19 protein-coding genes, 1 tRNA gene and 1 pseudogene are annotated in these 17,718 nt (G+C 63.2%); 12 read left to right on the top strand and 9 right to left on the bottom strand.

The genetic code is table 11. The features are described 5' to 3' along the window. The first annotated feature begins 269 nt into the window (after positions 1-269). Positions 270-440, top strand: a complete 171-nt coding sequence (locus tag JQ558_RS10595) for a hypothetical protein (protein ID WP_212293603.1) — start codon at positions 270-272, stop codon at positions 438-440. A 10-nt stretch (positions 441-450) separates the two neighbouring features. On the opposite strand, the gene cmk is transcribed toward JQ558_RS10595, so the two are convergent. Next, on the bottom strand, positions 451-1,080 hold the full coding sequence (cmk, locus tag JQ558_RS10590) for a (d)CMP kinase (protein ID WP_212274535.1): 630 nt from the start codon (positions 1,078-1,080) through the stop codon (positions 451-453). A 179-nt stretch (positions 1,081-1,259) separates the two neighbouring features. After that, positions 1,260-2,612: a 3-phosphoshikimate 1-carboxyvinyltransferase gene (gene aroA, locus JQ558_RS10585; RefSeq protein WP_212293602.1), complete on the bottom strand. Its 1,353-nt coding sequence runs from the start codon at positions 2,610-2,612 to the stop codon at positions 1,260-1,262. A 147-nt stretch (positions 2,613-2,759) separates the two neighbouring features. On the opposite strand from aroA, the gene JQ558_RS10580 reads away from it, so the two are divergent. The 3 genes and pseudogenes from JQ558_RS10580 to JQ558_RS10570 all read left to right on the top strand — a co-directional run bounded on the left by JQ558_RS10580 (position 2,760) and on the right by JQ558_RS10570 (position 3,714). Beyond that, the gene (locus JQ558_RS10580; RefSeq protein ID WP_192736224.1) at positions 2,760-3,179 is read left to right on the top strand and encodes a TIGR02300 family protein; all 420 of its coding nucleotides are present in this window, start codon (positions 2,760-2,762) and stop codon (positions 3,177-3,179) included. A 65-nt stretch (positions 3,180-3,244) separates the two neighbouring features. Further along, positions 3,245-3,320: transfer RNA gene (locus JQ558_RS10575), tRNA-Ala, on the top strand. 158 nt (positions 3,321-3,478) lie between these two features. Next, positions 3,479-3,714 (top strand): annotated as a pseudogene (locus JQ558_RS10570) (GIY-YIG nuclease family protein). 11 nt (positions 3,715-3,725) lie between these two features. Here JQ558_RS10570 and JQ558_RS10565 read toward each other — a convergent pair. Continuing rightward, entirely contained in the window at positions 3,726-4,181 is a 456-nt protein-coding gene (locus JQ558_RS10565) for a MarR family winged helix-turn-helix transcriptional regulator (protein ID WP_212293601.1), read from the bottom strand. 163 nt (positions 4,182-4,344) lie between these two features. Between JQ558_RS10565 and JQ558_RS10560 the strand changes: the two genes are divergently transcribed. From JQ558_RS10560 to JQ558_RS10525, 8 genes are all read left to right on the top strand, one after another. Beyond that, complete coding sequence (locus tag JQ558_RS10560; RefSeq protein ID WP_212032001.1) at positions 4,345-4,773, top strand: organic hydroperoxide resistance protein; 429 nt, start codon at positions 4,345-4,347, stop codon at positions 4,771-4,773. A 149-nt stretch (positions 4,774-4,922) separates the two neighbouring features. After that, positions 4,923-6,125 (top strand): CaiB/BaiF CoA-transferase family protein, encoded by a 1,203-nt coding sequence (locus JQ558_RS10555; protein ID WP_212207436.1) that lies wholly within the window; start codon positions 4,923-4,925, stop codon positions 6,123-6,125. Between the two features lie 192 nt (positions 6,126-6,317). Then, on the top strand, positions 6,318-7,631 hold the full coding sequence (gene ugpB, locus JQ558_RS10550; RefSeq protein WP_212207437.1) for a sn-glycerol-3-phosphate ABC transporter substrate-binding protein UgpB: 1,314 nt from the start codon (positions 6,318-6,320) through the stop codon (positions 7,629-7,631). A gap of 75 nt (positions 7,632-7,706) precedes the next feature. After that, entirely contained in the window at positions 7,707-8,588 is an 882-nt protein-coding gene (gene ugpA / locus JQ558_RS10545) for a sn-glycerol-3-phosphate ABC transporter permease UgpA (protein ID WP_212293600.1), read from the top strand. Beyond that, on the top strand, positions 8,588-9,436 hold the full coding sequence (ugpE, locus tag JQ558_RS10540) for a sn-glycerol-3-phosphate ABC transporter permease UgpE (protein ID WP_212207439.1): 849 nt from the start codon (positions 8,588-8,590) through the stop codon (positions 9,434-9,436). Before ugpA ends, ugpE begins: the two co-directional genes overlap by 1 nt. A gap of 123 nt (positions 9,437-9,559) precedes the next feature. After that, a complete protein-coding gene (locus tag JQ558_RS10535; protein ID WP_212207440.1) occupies positions 9,560-10,651 on the top strand; it encodes a sn-glycerol-3-phosphate import ATP-binding protein UgpC in 1,092 nt (363 codons plus the stop codon). Positions 10,652-10,896: 245 nt separating this feature from the next. Continuing rightward, a complete protein-coding gene (locus tag JQ558_RS10530; protein WP_024584318.1) occupies positions 10,897-11,322 on the top strand; it encodes an Hsp20 family protein in 426 nt (141 codons plus the stop codon). 50 nt (positions 11,323-11,372) lie between these two features. Then, positions 11,373-11,639, top strand: a complete 267-nt coding sequence (locus JQ558_RS10525) for a DUF1150 domain-containing protein (RefSeq protein WP_192736215.1) — start codon at positions 11,373-11,375, stop codon at positions 11,637-11,639. 205 nt (positions 11,640-11,844) lie between these two features. Here the strand turns inward: JQ558_RS10525 and ptsN are convergent, their stop codons facing one another. From ptsN to lptC, 6 genes are all read right to left on the bottom strand, one after another. Continuing rightward, a complete protein-coding gene (gene ptsN, locus JQ558_RS10520) occupies positions 11,845-12,306 on the bottom strand; it encodes a PTS IIA-like nitrogen regulatory protein PtsN (RefSeq protein ID WP_192736214.1) in 462 nt (153 codons plus the stop codon). 244 nt (positions 12,307-12,550) lie between these two features. Continuing rightward, positions 12,551-13,150: a ribosome hibernation-promoting factor, HPF/YfiA family gene (gene hpf / locus JQ558_RS10515; protein ID WP_192736213.1), complete on the bottom strand. Its 600-nt coding sequence runs from the start codon at positions 13,148-13,150 to the stop codon at positions 12,551-12,553. Between the two features lie 71 nt (positions 13,151-13,221). Beyond that, complete coding sequence (rpoN, locus tag JQ558_RS10510; RefSeq protein ID WP_212293599.1) at positions 13,222-14,892, bottom strand: RNA polymerase factor sigma-54; 1,671 nt, start codon at positions 14,890-14,892, stop codon at positions 13,222-13,224. Between the two features lie 93 nt (positions 14,893-14,985). Then, positions 14,986-16,017, bottom strand: coding sequence for an LPS export ABC transporter ATP-binding protein (gene lptB, locus JQ558_RS10505; RefSeq protein ID WP_212293598.1), 1,032 nt, complete (start codon positions 16,015-16,017; stop codon positions 14,986-14,988). 189 nt (positions 16,018-16,206) lie between these two features. Continuing rightward, a complete protein-coding gene (locus JQ558_RS10500) occupies positions 16,207-16,893 on the bottom strand; it encodes an LptA/OstA family protein (protein ID WP_212293597.1) in 687 nt (228 codons plus the stop codon). Then, the gene (gene lptC / locus JQ558_RS10495) at positions 16,890-17,624 is read right to left on the bottom strand and encodes an LPS export ABC transporter periplasmic protein LptC (protein WP_212293596.1); all 735 of its coding nucleotides are present in this window, start codon (positions 17,622-17,624) and stop codon (positions 16,890-16,892) included. Before lptC ends, JQ558_RS10500 begins: the two co-directional genes overlap by 4 nt. Between the last annotated feature and the right edge of the window lie 94 nt (positions 17,625-17,718).

Genomic DNA, 17,718 nt, shown 5'->3' with positions numbered 1-17,718 from the left:
TCAAACCGCCTGCCGGCCCGCTCGGACAGCCCTGATCTTATCGATGGCGGCCCGGATGGCCGGTGATATAGCCCCAAGGGGTCTTTTCGGCAAGCGGAAATGCCCCGATTTGCGGGGCTTTAAGGCTGGCGGAGGCTCGCCATGGGCCCATGTTTTCAACGCCTTGTTCACCGCATGACGCAAAAAGCCCGCAGTGTCCGGCGCAATGGAACCCGGCCTTAAGCGCCGCCCCCAACGGTGGCACGGTTCAAAACAGGGGGAGTGCCACCATGAAGAGCCTGATCGCGATGACCGCCATCGCCGTCTTTACCGTCGCTATGGCTGTTGCCGGCAAGCCGGCCTATTTTGCGACCGACACGGCGATGGCCGCGGCCAAATCGAAGCCCGTGCTGATGGCCGAACAGCGATTGCCGTTCGACCGCGACCGCTCGAAGAACTGAACCGAAGACTTCACCGCCTGGCGCGGACCGCCTCGACGATCGCGATCGCGGCGCGAACGCCGCCTTCGATATCGAGATTGGAGTTGTCCAGGATATGGGCATCGGGGGCCGCCTTCAGCGGGGCTGCGGCGCGATTGCGGTCCCGCTCGTCACGCTTGAGAATATCGGCCAGCACCAGCGCTTCATCCGCCGCTTCACCCCGCGCGAGCGCTTCCAGCGTGCGGCGGTGCGCCCGCACCTTCGGGTCGGCGACGACGAAAATTTTCACGTCCGCATGCGGGCAGATCACGGTGCCGATGTCGCGCCCGTCGAGCACCGCGCCAGGCGGATCGGCCGCGAACTGGCGCTGAAAGCTGACCAACGCTTCACGCACCGTGGCAATGGCTGACACCACCGAAGCGGCATCGCCGATCCGCTGCGACTTCAGCTCGGGATGGCCGAATTTTTCCGGATCGAGCGCCATCGCGGCGGCGACGGCGCGGGCTTCATCGGTGAGATCAAAGCCCTGGTCCAGCAGCATTTTGGCCACGGCGCGATAGATCACGCCGGTGTCGAGGTGGCGATAGCCGTAGTGCTGCGCGAGCCGCTTGCCCAGCGTGCCCTTGCCCGAGGCGGCGGGTCCGTCGATGGCGATGATCATGAGAGCCTGTGTCTAAGGTGATTGGAGACCGCGCGCCCGCCGCAGAGGCCGTTCCTCGGTAAAAATGTTGCGGGACGCGAATTCAGCTAACGCTGCGTCTCGCGAAGCCCCCATTCTAATTCTTTCGATGGCCTCGGCTAGCGTGTTTGGGCGCACCACGTCCCTCCACTCAATCGCGTTCAACTGGAAAACTCCGCCCCGAGCCCGCGCATCATTGGAATGAAATCCGGAAAGCTGGTGGCAATGAAGCTGGTGTCGTCGATCTTGACCGGCTTGTCGGCGGCAAGCCCCATCACCAGCGCCGACATCGCGATGCGATGATCCATGTGGGTAGCGACGAGGCCGCCGCCGGGCACGTGCCCCCGGCCTTCGACGATCAGATCGTCGCCGGCGACCTCGACCTTGACGCCGTTGACGCGCAGCATCTCGGCGGTCGCCTCCAGCCGGTCGGATTCCTTGACGCGCAGCTCCTGCAGGCCGCGCATGATGGTGGTGCCTTCGGCAAACGCGGCCGCCACCGCAAGCACCAGATATTCGTCGATCATCGAGGGCGCGCGCTCCGGCGGCACTTCGACACCGCGCAGTTTTGAGGCCCGCACGCGCAAGGTGGCCATCGGCTCGCCGGCGTCGCCGCGCACGTCGCTCTCCTCGATCGAGGCGCCCATCTCGCGCAAAGTCGTGAACAGGCCGGTGCGCAGCGGATTGGTCATGACGTCGGAGAAGACGATGTCGGAGCCCTCGACGATCAGCGCCGCGACGATCGGGAACGCTGCGGACGAGGGATCGGCGGGCACCACGACATCGGCGCCGTGCAGTTCGGGCTGGCCGGTGAGCGCGATCTTGCGGCCATGGCTGCCTTCGTTGGTCGAGACGATCTGCGCGCCAAAATGCTTCAGCATCAGTTCGGTATGGTCGCGACTCGCCTCCTGCTCGATCACGGTCGTGACACCCGGCGCAGCGAGGCCCGCCAGCAGTACCGCCGATTTGATCTGGGCGGAGGCCACCGGCGTCCGGTAAAGGATCGGCACGGGGTCGCGGGCGCCATACAGCGTCAGCGGCAGGCGGCCGCCTTCCTTGGCCTCGCCGGTCCGGGCGCCCATCAATTCCAGGGGATCGAGGATCCGCCGCATCGGCCGCGAACGCAGCGAGGCGTCGCCGTCGAAGACCGCCGAAATCGGGCAGCCGGCCACCGCCCCCATCACCAGCCGGCAACCGGTGCCGGAATTGCCGAAATCGAGCGGGCCCGCGGGTTGGGCGAATCCTGCCACCCCGACGCCCCTCACCTGCCAGGCAAACGGCCCGGTTCGTTCGATCTTGGCGCCCAGCGCCTGCATCGATTTCGCCGTATTGAGCACGTCCTCGCCCTCAAGCAGGCCGGAAATCGTGGTCTGGCCGACCGAAAGCGCCCCCAGAATCAGGGCCCGGTGCGATATCGACTTGTCGCCGGGAACCCGTACTTTACCGGTCAGGGAGCCGCGGGAACGGGATTCCAGCGGGGTCGGATGGGCTGCAAGCCGGTCTGAATGGGTCAAGATTGTGTCCTCTCGCGCAGGGCGGCAGGTATCACATAGGCAAGCCAGCGTCACGTGGCCGTCTCATGCGCGCAAACCGCTATTGACAGCGGCCTAGCAACTAGCCAAGTGAAGCACCGTTTTTCAGAAATTCCCAGGACTCCACACGTGGCCAAATCCGATCTCGGAACCAAACGCATTTGCCCGACGACGGGTAAGAAGTTCTATGACCTGAACAAGTCGCCGGTGATCTCACCCTATACCGGTGAGGTCGTGCCGATTGCGCCGATTGCGCCGCCGCGGGCCGCCCGCGGTGATGCCGCACGCGCTGCCGCCGCAGCGAGCGCCGCCGCCGATGCGCCGGAACCGGCCGAGGCCGAGGAATTGGTCTCGCTCGAAGAGGCCGATGCCGAGGAGAACACCGGCAAGGTCAAGGCCGTCGTTCCCGAATCGGAAGACGACATCGAAATCGATGAGACCATCGAGGGCGACGAAGACGACGATTCGACCTTCATTCCCGACGAGGAAGAAGGCGATGAGGACGTCACCGACATCATTGGTGACGTCGGCGGCGACGAAGAGACTTGAGATCGGCCCTGAACTGTGGTTCAGGGTCATGCCCGCACGTCGCCCAAGGCGCGCGGATCGGTTAAGGGGCCATAGCTCAGCTGGGAGAGCGCTTGCATGGCATGCAAGAGGTCGGCGGTTCGATCCCGCCTGGCTCCACCAGCCTTCGCTTGCTTCGCGAGCTACGGCTCGGCAAGCCACCCCGTGGCCTATCGTAGCGAAGCTAGCGAAGGCTGCCGCGCCGTAGCCCGCAGGGCGAAGGCGGGCTAAGGCAGGCCAAATGGCGCAACGTGCTTTCCGCGACATGCCGAGGGTCCCCCATGAAGTACGTCTACATCCTGGAAAGCCTTGATTCCGAGCACTTCTACGTCGGCATTACCGACGACCTGCGGGCCCGATTGGCAAAGCACAACGCTGGCGGGTCCCACACACTTCAAAATACGGACCTTGGCGAATCAAGACTTACGTGGCGTTCAGCAACGAAGCGCAGGCCATCGCATTCGAAAAGTATTTGAAGTCTCCTTCCGGCCGGGCCTTCGCCAAGAAGCGGCTCTAACCGCCCGCCCCCTACTCCCCCAACGCCGCATTCAACTTATCACGCAGCGCGAGCAATTCGTTCTTCATCGCCACCAGTTCCCCCACCGAGCACGCCGAGCTCGCCAGAATACCCTGCGGTACCGCCCTGGCGTTTTCCCGCAGCGCCTGGCCTTTCGGCGTCAGTGCGATCAGGACCTGGCGCTCGTCCTCGGTGCTGCGTGTTCGCCGGATCAATTCGGCGGCCTCCATCCGCTTCAGGAGCGGGGTCAGCGTGCCGGAATCGAGGAACAGCTTCTCGCCGATGTCCTTGACGGGCACGCCGTCACGTTCCCACAGCACCATCATCACGAGATATTGCGGATAGGTCAGCCCCAGTTTTTCGAGCAGGGGCTTGTAGACGCGATTGAACGCGTGCGCCGTGGAATACACCGCAAAACAGATCTGATTGCCGAGCAGCAGCGGGTCGACCGCCGGTTTCCTAGCCATTTGCACCTCGCCAAGTGGGGACGCCCGTGATCATTTAGGGCCGCGGACGAGCCTAATCAATTGCATACAATTAAATTGCGGACCCCTTCATTTTTTCTATTGTGCACAATCTAATTGTGTGCAATACGACAACCATCGAGAACCAAACCCAAGGGAGACCAACATGTCCGTGAAAGTCCTCTACAAGACCACCGCAACGGCCACCGGCGGGCGCGACGGTACCGCCTCGACGGCTGACGGCGCCTTCAGCGTCAAGCTTGCGACCCCGAAGGAGCTCGGCGGCGGCGGTGGCGCCGGCAACAATCCCGAACAGCTGTTTGCGGCCGGCTATGCCGCCTGTTTCATCGGCGCGATGAAGGCGGTTGCGGCTCAGGGCGGCGGCGTGAAGGTGCCCGCGGACGCCTCCGTGACCTCCACCGTCGGCATCGGCCCGCGCTCGGAAGGCGGCTTCGGCCTTGATATCGACCTCGCCGTTTCCCTGCCCGGCCTCGCCCGCGCCGACGCCGAAGCACTGGTCCAGAAGGCCCACCAGGTTTGCCCGTATTCCAACGCCACCCGCGGCAATGTGGATGTGCGTCTGACCGTGGTGTAACGACCGCGTCGAACGGCCCGCTGCAACAAGCCGCGGGCCGTTTTCGCGCGCCTTCTGTCTCCGCATGCGCCTGTGCGCGCGCGGGCATTGCCGCCGCGCCCGAAGACCGCTAGCTCAGGAATTCCATTACATGAGCGAAGGTTCTTTCCATGAGTTCTCCGGCTCCCGGCGCGATGACCGGCCTGCGCGTGATCGATCTCACGCGCGTGCTCGGCGGCCCCTATTGCACGCAAATCCTCGCCGACCATGGCGCCGACGTGATCAAGGTCGAACCGCCCGCCGGCGACGAGGTGCGCGACTGGGGCCCTCCGTTCCATGAGGAGGACGCGGCCTATTTCGTCGGCATCAACCGCAACAAGCGTTCGATCGGGCTCGACCTCGCCTCCGAGGGCGGCCGCGCCGTGCTGCTCAAGATGCTGGAGACCGCCGACGTCCTGATCGAGAATTTCAAGCCGGGCACGCTCGACAAATGGGGCATCGGCAACGACGTGCTGCGCGCGAAATTCCCAAAGCTCGTGCATTGCCGGATTTCCGGCTTTGGCGGCGACGGCCCGCGCGGCGGCAATCCGGGCTATGACGCGATCATCCAGGCCATGACCGGCATGATCGCCGCAACCGGTTCGCCGCAAAGCGGCCCGATGCGGATCGGCGTTCCGCTCGTCGACATCACCACCGGGCTTTATGCCGCGATCGGCATCCTGATGGCGCTGTCGGAGCGGCAGCGCTCGGGCCTCGGCCAGTTCCTCGAGACCACGCTGTATGAAACCGGCCTTGCGATCATGCATCCGCACACCGCGAACTACTTCATGCATGGCAAGCCGCCGAGTCTCACCGGCAACGAGCATCCCAACCTCGTGCCTTACGCAATCTTTCCGACCCGCACCGACAACATCTTCATCGGCGTCGGCAATGACGGCACCTTCCGCAAGCTCGCCAAGGAAATCGGCAAGCCCGAACTCGGCACCGATCCGCGCTTTGCCCGCAACAAGGACCGCATCGCCAACCGCGATGCGCTGCGCGCCGAACTCGCCGCGGTGTTCAGCCAGCACGATGCCGCGCCGCTGTGCGACCGCCTGCTCGCGGCTGGCCTGCCGGCCGGCCCGGTCCAGTCGATCGACCAGGCGCTGACCGCCGCCCACACGCTTCACCGCGGCGATGTCATCGAGAAGGACTGGTACAAGGGCGTCGCCTCGCCGATCCGCCTGGAGCGAACCAAACCGAGCCTGCGCCGGACACCACCGAAATTCAGCCAGCACTCCGCCGAGGTGCTGGGCGAGTTCGGCTACTCCAAAAGCGAGGTCGAGGCGATGGTCGCCAAGGGCGTGGTGTGCGGCTCGGAGCGGAAGCGCTGAGCCGCTGTCGTCCCTGCGAACACGTTCGCAGGGACGACGGGACAGATCGGATCCGTCAGCCTTGGCCTATTTTCCGGCTTCCCTTGGCGCCCGCTTCCCCCATACGCTGCTTTCGCTTATACGGTCATTTGTACGTCATCCGGCGCTGCTATCGCGCGAAACGAAGATGACGACCCAACCTGGAGGAATTACATGGCTTTTAGACAATTCGGCGCGGCTGCGACAGTGACCGTCGCGCTTGCGCTCGCCTCGCCTGCCCACGCCGTGACCGAGCTGCAGTGGTGGCACGCCATGACCGGCGCCAACAACGACGTCGTCAACAAGCTCGCCGCGGACTTCAACGCCAGCCAATCGGACTATAAGGTGACGCCGTCCTTCAAGGGCAGCTATGCCGACACCATGAACGCCGGCATTGCCGCGTTCCGCGCCGGCACCGCACCGCATATCATGCAGGTGTTCGAGGTCGGCACCGCGACCATGATGAGCGCCACCGGCGCCATCAAGCCGGTCTATCAGCTGATGAAGGACGCGGGAGAACCGTTCGATCCCAAGGCCTACCTGCCAACCATCACGGGCTACTACTCGACCTCCAAGGGAGACATGCTGTCGTTTCCCTTCAACTCGTCATCGACGGTGATGTGGATCAACAATGATGAGCTGAAGAAGGCCGGTATCGCCGAGATCCCGAAAACCTGGCCGGAAGTATTCGCCGCCGCCAAGAAACTGAAGGCGGCCGGTCATGAGACCTGCGGCTTTTCCAATGCCTGGGCGTCATGGGTCCATATCGAGCAATTTTCCGCCTGGCATAACGTGCCGATCGGCACCAAGGCAAACGGGCTCGACGGTTTCGACACCGAGCTGAAGTTCAACTCGCCGCTGCACGTCAAGCACCTGCAGAACCTGATCGACCTGCAGAAAGACAAAACCTACGATTATGCCGGCCGTGCCAACGGCGGCGAAGCCCGGTTCGCTTCGGGCGAGTGCGCGATTTTCCTGACGTCTTCGGGCTATTACGGGACCGCGAAAAGCACCGCCAAATTCGACTTCACCTCGGCGCCGATGCCCTATTATCCCGACGCCGCGGGCGCTCCGCAGAACTCGATCATCGGCGGCGCTTCGCTGTGGGTGATGGGCGGCAAGAAGCCTGAAGAATACAAGGGGGTCGCCAAGTTCTTCACCTTCCTGTCCGACACCAACCGTCAGGCCGACCTGCATCAGAAGTCCGGCTACCTGCCGATCACCAAGGCCGCCTACGAAAAAACCAAGGCGGATGGCTTCTACGAGAAAAACCCCGTTCTGCAGACGCCGCTGAAAGAACTCACCAACAAAGAGCCGACCGAGAACTCGCGCGGCCTGCGCTTCGGCAACATGGTGCAGATGCGCGAACTTTGGTCCGAGGAGATCGAGGCAGCCCTCGCGGGCAAGAAGACCGCGCAGGAAGCACTCGACGCGGCCGTGGCGCGCGGCAATGCCATGTTGCGGACGTTTGAAAAGACGGCCAAATAACGTGTAAATGGTATCGACGAAGACTCCCTCTCCGCTATCCGGAGAGGGAGCACCTCTGGCATCACAGCGTCCTGAATGGAAAAGTCCGTCGTCTTCAACAACAAGCTGTTGCCATACCTGCTGCTGGTGCCGCAGCTCATCATTACAGTCGTATTCTTCTACTGGCCGGCGAGCCAGGCGGTTTTTCAATCGTTCAAGCGCGAGGACGCGTTTGGCCTGACATCCGAATTCGTCGGACTGGAAAATTACCAGGCGCTGTTCGCCCAGCCTGAATATTACAAGTCGATGCTGACGACGCTGATCTTCTCGTCGCTAGTCGCTGCGTTGTCGCTTTCCATTGCGCTGTTGTTCGCAACCCAGGCCGACAAGAACCTCAAGGCCGCGGGCACCTACAAGACGCTGATGATCTGGCCCTATGCGGTGGCGCCCGCGGTCGCCGGCGTGCTGTGGATTTTCATGTTCCATCCTTCGCTCGGCACGCTGGCGCGGCCGCTGCGCTGGATGAATTTCGACTGGAATCCGCTGCTCAACGGCAACCACGCCATGACCCTGGTGGTGATGGCCGCGGTGTGGAAGCAGATCTCCTATAATTTCCTGTTCTTCCTGGCCGGTCTGCAATCGATCCCCAAGAGCGTGCTGGAAGCCGGCGCGATCGATGGCGCGGGTCCGATGCGGCGGTTCTGGACCATCGTCTTCCCGCTGCTGTCGCCGACCACGTTCTTCCTTCTGGTCGTCAACGTCGTCTACGTCTTCTTCGATACCTTCGGCATCATCGATGCCGTCACCGGCGGCGGCCCGGCCGGCGCCACCACCACGATGGTCTACAAGGTCTATGCCGACGGACGGCTCGGCGGCGATCTCGGCGGCTCGGCCGCGCAGTCGGTGGTGCTGATGGTGATCGTGATCGCGCTCACCGCGGTCCAGTTCAAATATGTCGAGCGCAAGGTGCAGTACTGATGGTCGAGCACCGCCCGCTCAACGACATCATCGCCTACGCGATCCTGACGCTCGGCGTCTTCATCGTCGCCTTTCCAGTCTATCTGGCGCTGATCGCATCCACCCACGACGCCGCGACCGTGGTCGGCGGCAGCATGCCGCTGACGCCCGGCAGCCAGGCGCTGGAAAACTACTACCGCGCGATATTCGTCGGCGGATCGCGGACCAGCCGCGAGCCGGTCGCGCACATGCTGATCAACTCCTTCATCTCGGCGATTGGCATTGCCGTCGGCAAGATCTTCATCTCGATCCTGTCGGCCTACGCCGTGGTGTATTTCCGCTTCCCGTTCCGCAAGACCGCATTCTGGATCATCTTCGTCACGCTGATGCTGCCGGTCGAGGTGCGCATCTATCCGACCTACAAGGTGGTCGCCGATCTCAAGATGCTCGACACCTATGCGGGACTGATCATGCCGCTGATCGCTTCTGCCACCGGAACGCTGCTGTTCCGGCAGTTCTTCATGACGGTTCCTGAGGAATTGCTGGAAGCATCGCGGATCGACGGTGCGGGTCCGTTCCGCTTCTTCTGGGATACGCTGCTGCCGCTGTCGGTAACGACGATCGCGGCGCTGTTCGTGATCCAGTTCATCTATGGCTGGAACCAGTATCTGTGGCCGCTGCTGATCACCACGCAGGATTCGATGCAGACCATCGTCACCGGCATCAAGAAGATGCTGTACACGACCGACGAGCTGGCCGAATGGCAGCTTGCGATGGCGACCGCCATCCTCGCGATGCTGCCGCCGGTCGCGGTGGTCGTGTTCATGCAGCGCCTGTTCGTGCGCGGACTGGTGGAAACAGAAAAGTGAAGAGGCGGGTGGCGAATCGCGCGTGGCGAATGGCGAATGGAACGTCAGGCTATGAGCGCGTAACTTTGCGCTTCCCTATTCGCTACTCGCCATTCGCCACTCGCCCCCAACAAAGGTAACTCAATGGCCGGCGTCACCCTCCGCAACGTCCGCAAGACCTATGCCGGTGGCTTTGAAGCCATCAAGGGCATCGAATTTGACGTCGGCGACGGCCAGTTCTGCGTGCTGGTCGGCCCTTCCGGCTGCGGCAAGTCCACGCTGCTGCGGATGGTCGCGGGGCTCGAGACGATAACCGGCGGCGAGATCGATATCGGCGGCCGTATCGTCAACCAGATCGAGCCGGCCGACCGCGACATCGCGATGGTGTTCCAGAACTACGCGCTCTACCCGCATATGAGCGTCTACAACAACATGGCCTACGGCCTGCGCAACCGCGGCATGCCCGAGCCCGAGATCAAGACTCGCGTCGAGGAAGCCGCGCGCATCCTCGAACTCGGCGCCATGCTCGACCGCAAGCCGCGGCAATTGTCCGGCGGCCAGCGCCAGCGTGTGGCGATGGGGCGCGCGATCGTGCGGCAACCGAAAGTGTTTCTGTTTGACGAGCCGCTGTCGAACCTCGACGCCAAGCTGCGCATCGCGATGCGCGTCGAAATCCGCAAACTGCAGCGCCGGCTCTCCACGACGGCGATTTACGTCACCCACGACCAGCTCGAGGCGATGACGCTGGCCGACATCCTGGTGGTGATGAATGCCGGCGAGGTCGAGCAGATCGGCAATCCGCTCGACATCTATCAGAAGCCCGCGACCACCTTCGTCGCCTCCTTCATCGGCGCGCCACCGATGAACCTGATGCCGCTGCGGTCCGATGAACTCAAATCGCAACTGGCAGGCGACAGCCGCCTCAACGAGGCCAGCATCCTCGGAATCCGTCCCGAAGACTTCGTCATCTCAAATGAGGCCGTCGGCGGCGGTGTGGCACTTGGCCTCACCGTCGAGGCGATCGAGCACGTGGGGGCGGAAACCTTTATCTACGGCGCCCGACAACACGAGACGCAGGCGGTGGCTGCCAACCCCGGCGAACTGCCGCCCGGCGAGGTGATCGTTCGGATTCCCGGGGCCATCGGCCCCGCCATCGGCGAGCGAATCAGGGCGGTGGCGCCACCAGACAAACTGCATCTGTTTACCGCCGATGGCCGCAAGCGCGTGGGTGATTGATCCCGTCATTCCGGGATGGTGCGCTAGCACCAGACCCGGAATCTCGAGACTCCGGGTTCGGTCCTTTGGACCGCCCCGGAATGACGTGAAAACAGGGCGGCGCGGCCGATTTACGCAGCGCCTGGAGCGGCTTGAACCCTCCCCAAATCACCCCCATATTGCTGTTTGACCGGTCAGCAAACCCGCCGGCCGGTCGAATGGGGTGCCGCAAGGGCCCCTCAAAGTCGCTTCGAGAGGACTTTGTAATGTCTCGTGTTCCATCGTTATCCAGTCCGTTCCTGCTTGGGTTCGACGAAATTGAGCGTGCGCTCGATCGCGTCGTCAAAGGCGCCGACGGCTATCCTCCCTACAACATCGAGCGCTGCGACCGCAGCAATGGGCAACCCGAACGCTTGCGCATCACGCTGGCGGTCGCCGGGTTTACCCGTGACCAACTCGATGTGACCATTGAGGAAAACCAGCTGGTGATCCGGGGCCGTCAGCAGGACGACAAGGCCCGGCAATACATCCATCGCGGCATCGCCGCGCGCCACTTCCAGCGCACCTTCGTGCTGGCGGAGGGGATGCAGGTGCTGGGCGCGGATCTGAAAAACGGGCTGTTGTCGATCGACCTTGCCAGGCCGGAACCTGAAAGGGTCATTAAGACAATTGCTATCAATGAGCACGAATAATGGAACGAGGAGCGGACTCGACCGCTTAGTCTCATAGAGGAGTCGAGACCATGAGTGATGTGAGTGTGACGTTCGAAACTGAAAAGGTTTCCGTTGAGGCGCTGGCCCATCTTGGTGAGGGCCATATCGCCTACGTAAAGCAAGTCCGTTCCGAGGACGTGCCCGGGCTGTTTCCGCAGGCGCCGAAGATCGCGCCAGGACTGAAACTGTTCGCGCTGCATGCCGCCGACGGTACCCCGATCATGCTGACCGACAGCCGCGAGGCCGCGGTCGCCAATGCATGGAGCAACGAATTGCAGGCCGTCAGCGTGCACTGACCCCGGCTGACCGGCGTCAGCTGATCCGACGCTTGTCGGTATCAACTGACGCAGCGTTGCTGCTGTCGCTGACGCAGGCTTGGTAGCGGTCGCGTAGACCGCGATGAGAGTTCGCAATACGCGGGCATGTTCCTCGGATCGGGGAACGGCCCGCGTATTTTTTTGGCCGGCGCAATTCGCCAGCGTCAGTTCGGGAATGAGTGGGTTACGCCGCGCTCGCCGGCGGCAGCGCCAGCACCGAGTAGATCGCCTGGGCGTCGCGCGAGGCGCGCAGTTTCTTGGCGACGTCCTGATCGCGCAGCAGGCGGGCAATCCGCGCCAGCGCCTTCAAATGATCGGCGCCGGCCCCTTCCGGCGCCAGCAGCAGGAATACCAGGTCGACCGGCTGGCCATCCATCGCTTCGAAATCGATCGGGCGTTCAAGCCGGGCGAAAAACCCGAACAGCTTTTCGAGCTTGGGCAGCTTGCCGTGCGGTATAGCAACGCCGTAGCCGACGGCGGTGGTCCCCAGTTTTTCGCGCTGCAGCAGCACTTCGAAGACCGCGCGCTCGTTTTGCCCGGTCAGGGTCGCCGCCCGCGCCGCAAGTTCCTGCAGCGCCTGCTTCTTGCTGATGACTTTCAACGCGGGGAGTATCGCCTCGGGTGCGACCAGATCGGTAATCGTCATGGGGCGTTCCGAGGTGAATTAAGCCGTCAGGGTGCGAAATAGGTTCGAGAACTTCAGCTTCAAGAATTGGGCGTCGAGAAGATGAGGTGGGAGGCGGGCTTAGGCCCGGGTCCCGATTGGTCGGCTTCTACTCCAACGCATGACCGGTGCCAACTCCCACGGGCGAGTTCCCGCGCGCTATCCTTAAAGGGCGGCGGACCATAGGGAGGGGCGCTTTGGGCGTCAATGCTGTCAGCCATAGTTGTCAGGGGGTAACCGCCGGGGGATCGACCCACCCGACATTGCCGTCCGTGCGCCGGTAAATGATGTTCACCCGGCCGCTCGAGCCGTGCTGAAACACGATGCAGGCCGCCCCGGTCAGATCAAGCTCCATGACAGCTTCGCTGACCGACAGCCGCTTCAGCGACTTGGTCGCCTCCGCGATGATGACGGGGCTGTATTCAGAGACCTCGTCGTCGCCCTCCGGGGCCTCGATGATGTAGCTCGGCGCGTCGAGACCCCCGCCGTTCAACTCCGCGAGCGCCGCTGAAGCCGCGTAGGTCTTGCGGGCCGAACGGTCCTTCAGCCGGCTCTTGTAGCGACGCAGGCGTTTCTCGATCATCACCAACGCCTGGTCGGCGCTGGCATAGGCGTCGGTGGCGTTCGAATCGGCTTCCAACGTAATGCCGGAATCGAGGTGCAGCGAACAATCGGTACGGAAGCCGAAGCCATCCTTGCTCAGCGTGATGTGGCCGGAATAATTGCCGTCGAAATATTTTCGCAGGACCTCATCGGTGCGCTCGCTGACGCGCGAACGAAGCGCTTCGCCGACGCTGATGCTTTTCCCGGAGATTCGAAGGGTCATTTGATGCCTCGCTTGATGCCTCGTTCACTCTGTCGGGAAACCGACACTATCGCGATTTGACGCGAACGCAATCAGGCCGGCGCCGTATCACGGGACCGGTCGGAGGAAGTGGCCGGGGCTGAAAGTGCGTTACCGAGCATGCTTTGTTTGTCACGGCGGCGCTGCACCGAGGAAGGGATTCGCATCGCTTCGCGGTACTTCGCGACGGTGCGGCGGGCAATATCAATGCCCGACTCGCGCAATCGTTCCACGATCGTATCGTCGGAGAGGATCGCGGCCGGGGCTTCCGCGTCGATCAATTGCTTGATGTGGTGGCGGACCGCTTCGGCCGAATGGGCCTCGCCGCCGTCGGCCGAAGCGATCGAGGCGGTGAAGAAATACTTTAGTTCAAAGCTGCCGCGATTGGTCGCCATGTATTTGTTGGCGGTAACCCGTGACACTGTCGATTCATGCATCTGGATCGCGTCCGCCACCGCCTTGAGGTTCAGCGGCCGAAGATGCGCCACGCCATGGGTGAAGAAACCGTCCTGCTGGCGCACGATTTCGGTCGCGACCTTCAGGATGGTGCGGGCGCGCTGATCGAGCGCGCGGACCAGCCACGTCGCATTCTGCAGGCAGTCGGTGAAGTAGGATTTGTCGCCGTCCTTGCGGATCGTCTTCGACAGCTCGGTGTAATAGACCTGATTGACCAGCACACGCGGCAACGTGTCGCTGTTGAGTTCGACATGCCAGCCGCCGTCCGGGCCCGGCCGCACATAGACATCCGGCACCATGGTCTGGGTGCGCGCCGAGCCGAACTTCAGGCCGGGCTTGGGATCGAGCCGGCGGATCTCGCCGATCATGTCGGTGATGTCCTCGTCGTCGACACCGCACAATTTTCGCAAAGACGCGATGTCGCGCTTGGCCAGCAAATCCAGGTGTTCGACCAGCGCCTGCATCGCGGGGTCGTAGCGGTCGAGTTCGCGGAGCTGGATCGCGAGGCATTCGCTCAAATTGCGCGCGCAAACGCCGGGCGGATCGAACTTCTGCAGCACCGCAAGAACCGCATCGACATCGGCTTGCGCGGCGCCGAGCCGTTCGGCGGCCTGCCCGAGGTCCTGCGGCAGGTAACCGGCATCGTCGACCAGATCGATCAGATATTGTCCGATCATGCGCTGCACCGGACCGGGGAAAGCCACCGCCAGTTGTTCGGCAAGATGGCTGCCGAGGGTGATTTCGGCGGCGACAAAGGCTTCCAGATTGTAGTCGTCGTCGTTCGACGCACCGCCGCCCCACTCGGTGTAGGCGGTGGGCGCGGCATCCTGCGCCGCCCGGGCGGCCGCTTCGGCGGGCTCCTCGGAGAAGACGTTGTCGAGCGGCGTATCCAGCGTCTGCTCAATTTCTGTGCGGCTGCCGAGGTCGCGGTTCAGCCAGTCTTCCTGGCCGGCTTCGAACTGGCCGGGCTCAAAATTGTCGCCGGCCGAACCGGCCATCTCGCCCGGCTCGGCGCCGCCCTCGTCGCCATAGCTCTGGGAATCACCGGAATTGGAGAATTCAGCCTGTTCCGGGGCCGGCTCGCCCCTGACCGGCGCTTCGGGACCGTCGCTGGCTCGTTCGAGCAGCGGATTACGCTCCAGTTCCTCCTCGACGAAGGCCGAGAGGTCGAGGTTCGACAGTTGCAGCAGCTTGATCGCCTGCATCAGCTGCGGCGTCATGACCAGCGACTGCGACTGGCGGAATTCTAGTCTCTGCGTCAGGGCCATGGAGGCGAGAACCGATCCACTGAAAGTTGGTCCGATTCTTGCTTATCCTAGTCCAAAGCTGATGTACACGGCTTGACGTCTGCTAAAAAAGGGCTAGAGGCGGAATTCCTCGCCAAGGTAAAGACGGCGTACATCCGGATCGTTGACGATGTCGTCCGGACTGCCCTCCGTCAAGATTTCCCCGGCATAGACGATGTAGGCGCGGTCGGTCAGGCCGAGCGTTTCACGCACATTGTGGTCGGTGATCAAGACGCCGATGCCGCGATTGGTGAGGTGGCGCACCAGATCCTGAATGTCGCCGACGGCGATCGGATCGATGCCGGCGAACGGCTCGTCGAGCAGCATGTAGTTCGGACGCGTTGCCAGCGCGCGCGCGATCTCGACGCGGCGACGCTCGCCGCCGGACAGCGCGATCGACGGCGATTTGCGCAGGCGCGCGATGTTGAATTCATCGAGCAGCGCATCGAGCTCGGCCTCGCGCTTTTTCCGCGAAGGTTCGACCACCTCGAGCACCGCGCGAATATTCTGTTCCACCGTGAGGCCGCGGAAGATCGACGCTTCCTGCGGCAGATAGCCGATGCCGAGCCGCGCGCGCTGATACATCGGCAGTTTGGTCACGTCGTGGCCGTCGAGTTCGATGGTGCCGCGGTCGGCCTTGATCAGCCCGGTGATCATGTAGAACACCGTGGTCTTGCCGGCGCCGTTCGGCCCGAGCAAACCCACCGCCTCACCGCGGCGAACATAGATGCTGACGCCGCGCACGACCTTGCGGGTGCCAAAGCTTTTTTCCACGCTATGCACGGCCAGGTAGCCCGGCCGCTGGATCAGACGGGGCGCAGCCGCGCCATTGGTCCTGGATTGGTTCTTGGGGGCCTGGGTTCTAGGGGCCTGCGCGCGCGGGGGCGGTTCCTCGTATGGCGGCTCCACCGCATGCTCCGGCGGCTGGGGCAATTCCAGTCCGGTCAGCGGGACGGCACGTGCCATCGGCGGCGCATCGCGCACCGGGTTCGTCAGCATGTCGCCAAAGGAATCGCCGAGCGCGGTGATGTCCTCGCGCGAACGCGCAAATCCTGCCGGCCCGCGTTTTGCGGGGCGTCGACGGAACATGCCGAGTAAATCCACCATCCCGCTTCGCATAGCCTTTCACGGTGATCCCGCGACACCCGCCGGCGAATCGATCCGCCCGCAAAGCATGAATGAATGGATGTTCCGTGCCCAGTGGAACACCTTGCCGCGCCCGCCCAATAGATACAGCCTCGGAACCCCGGCTTCAACCACGAGCGCCCAAAATAATAGTTAAGACTTTGATTTGTCTTATTTTTTCCCAGGAAGCAGCATAGGCAGGCCCGGCTTCGCGCCGCCCGGTGCCGGCGCCGGCGCCGATCCGCAGCCTTGGGACCCCTGGTCGAACAGGCCCCGCACCTGGCCGCTGTCGGATTCGACCCGCGACACGCCGGTGGTCATGTCCACCTTCAGGCGGTCGCCCTGGAGCACGTTTTTGCACTGGGTGAGCACCACGCCGCCCGTCATGGTGATGAGGTTAGCCCTGGTGTCGAAGATAGCGGTCTCGCCGGTCACCACCTGGTCTTTCTGCGTGACGACGACTTTGCCCTTGGCTTCCAGCCGGCGGATCGAGGAGCTGCCGCCGGGCCCCGGGCTTGCCGCCTGCATCGGGGCGGATTTCGATCCCTTGGCGGCAGCAGGCGCCGGCGCGGCCGGACCCGAATCGTAAAACACCACCAGTGTCTTCGAGGTCATGGTGGTGTCGCCCTGCACGACCTTCACATTGCCCGCGAAGGTCGCTTCCTTTTGCTTGTCGCGCATCTCCAGCGACGCCGCCTCGATCTGAATCGGCTGATCGCGATTCTGCGAGAAGCCCTGCATCGCATTGGGCACACCCGACACCGCGCCTTGCGCCAAAGCCGCGCCGGGGCCGATCAGCGCGAGCGCGAACGCCGCCGTGGCCAGACTGCGCGAGAAAACCATCTTCATGAAAATCATTTCGCGTTGGAAGATTTGCCGGAGACGGATCGCGTCTTCGGCGCTGGAGCAACGGGTTCGGGCGCCGGCGCAGGCTCAACGTCGTCACCCAGTTTGTCCAGATTCATCACGACATTGCCTTCGAACCGCACCACCTCGCCGCTGTTGAGGATTTTGAGCCTGTCGGCGACGAGCGTTCCGTTCAGCAGCTTGACATCGACATGTTCATCCGAGGTTACCGTGCCCTTGTTGATGTCGATATAGGCCTGCGACAGGCGGGCTTCATAGCCGGTGGAGGATTGCAGGAAGATATCCTTACGCAGATCGAGCAATTGCTGCTTGCTGTCGTAATAGCCGGTGCGGGCGTCCATCGTCACCGTGCTCTTGTCTTCCAGCATCACCTTGGCGCGCGGCGCCCTGAGTTCCATGTGGTCGGGATCGGTCAGATCCTGGATCGCGGCCTTGGCCCAGACTTCGTACGGCCGCTGGTCGGTCGAAAAGCCGGCGAGATGCGGCGATTCCATCGTAATCTTGGTGCCGGAAACAACCAGATTACCGATGTCGACCGGGAGCTTCGGCAACAGCATCCGGAACGGATTGAAGATCGACACGGCAACGATGCTCGCCATCGCCAGCACCACCGCCGACGGCACCGCGATCCGCAGCATCCGTACCATCCGGCTGTGGCGCGCCGCGCTGGCAAAGCGCGCCTCCATTCCGGCGACGTAGGCTGGGTTCTGTGACGAGTTCACCGCTGCTCCAGAGCGAGGTTAGCCCACCATTGTAGCCGGGATTGCCTTAGGATGCAGCCCGGACCTCGCTTTACCAGTGTGACCGAAACGGGGC

It is taken from the genome of Bradyrhizobium sp. AUGA SZCCT0160, assembly GCF_018130105.1.
In the GTDB taxonomy this organism is placed as follows: Bacteria; Pseudomonadota; Alphaproteobacteria; order Rhizobiales; family Xanthobacteraceae; genus Bradyrhizobium.
The sequence above is the reverse complement of the archived record's forward strand: the minus strand, read 5'-3'. Positions and strand labels throughout refer to the sequence as shown.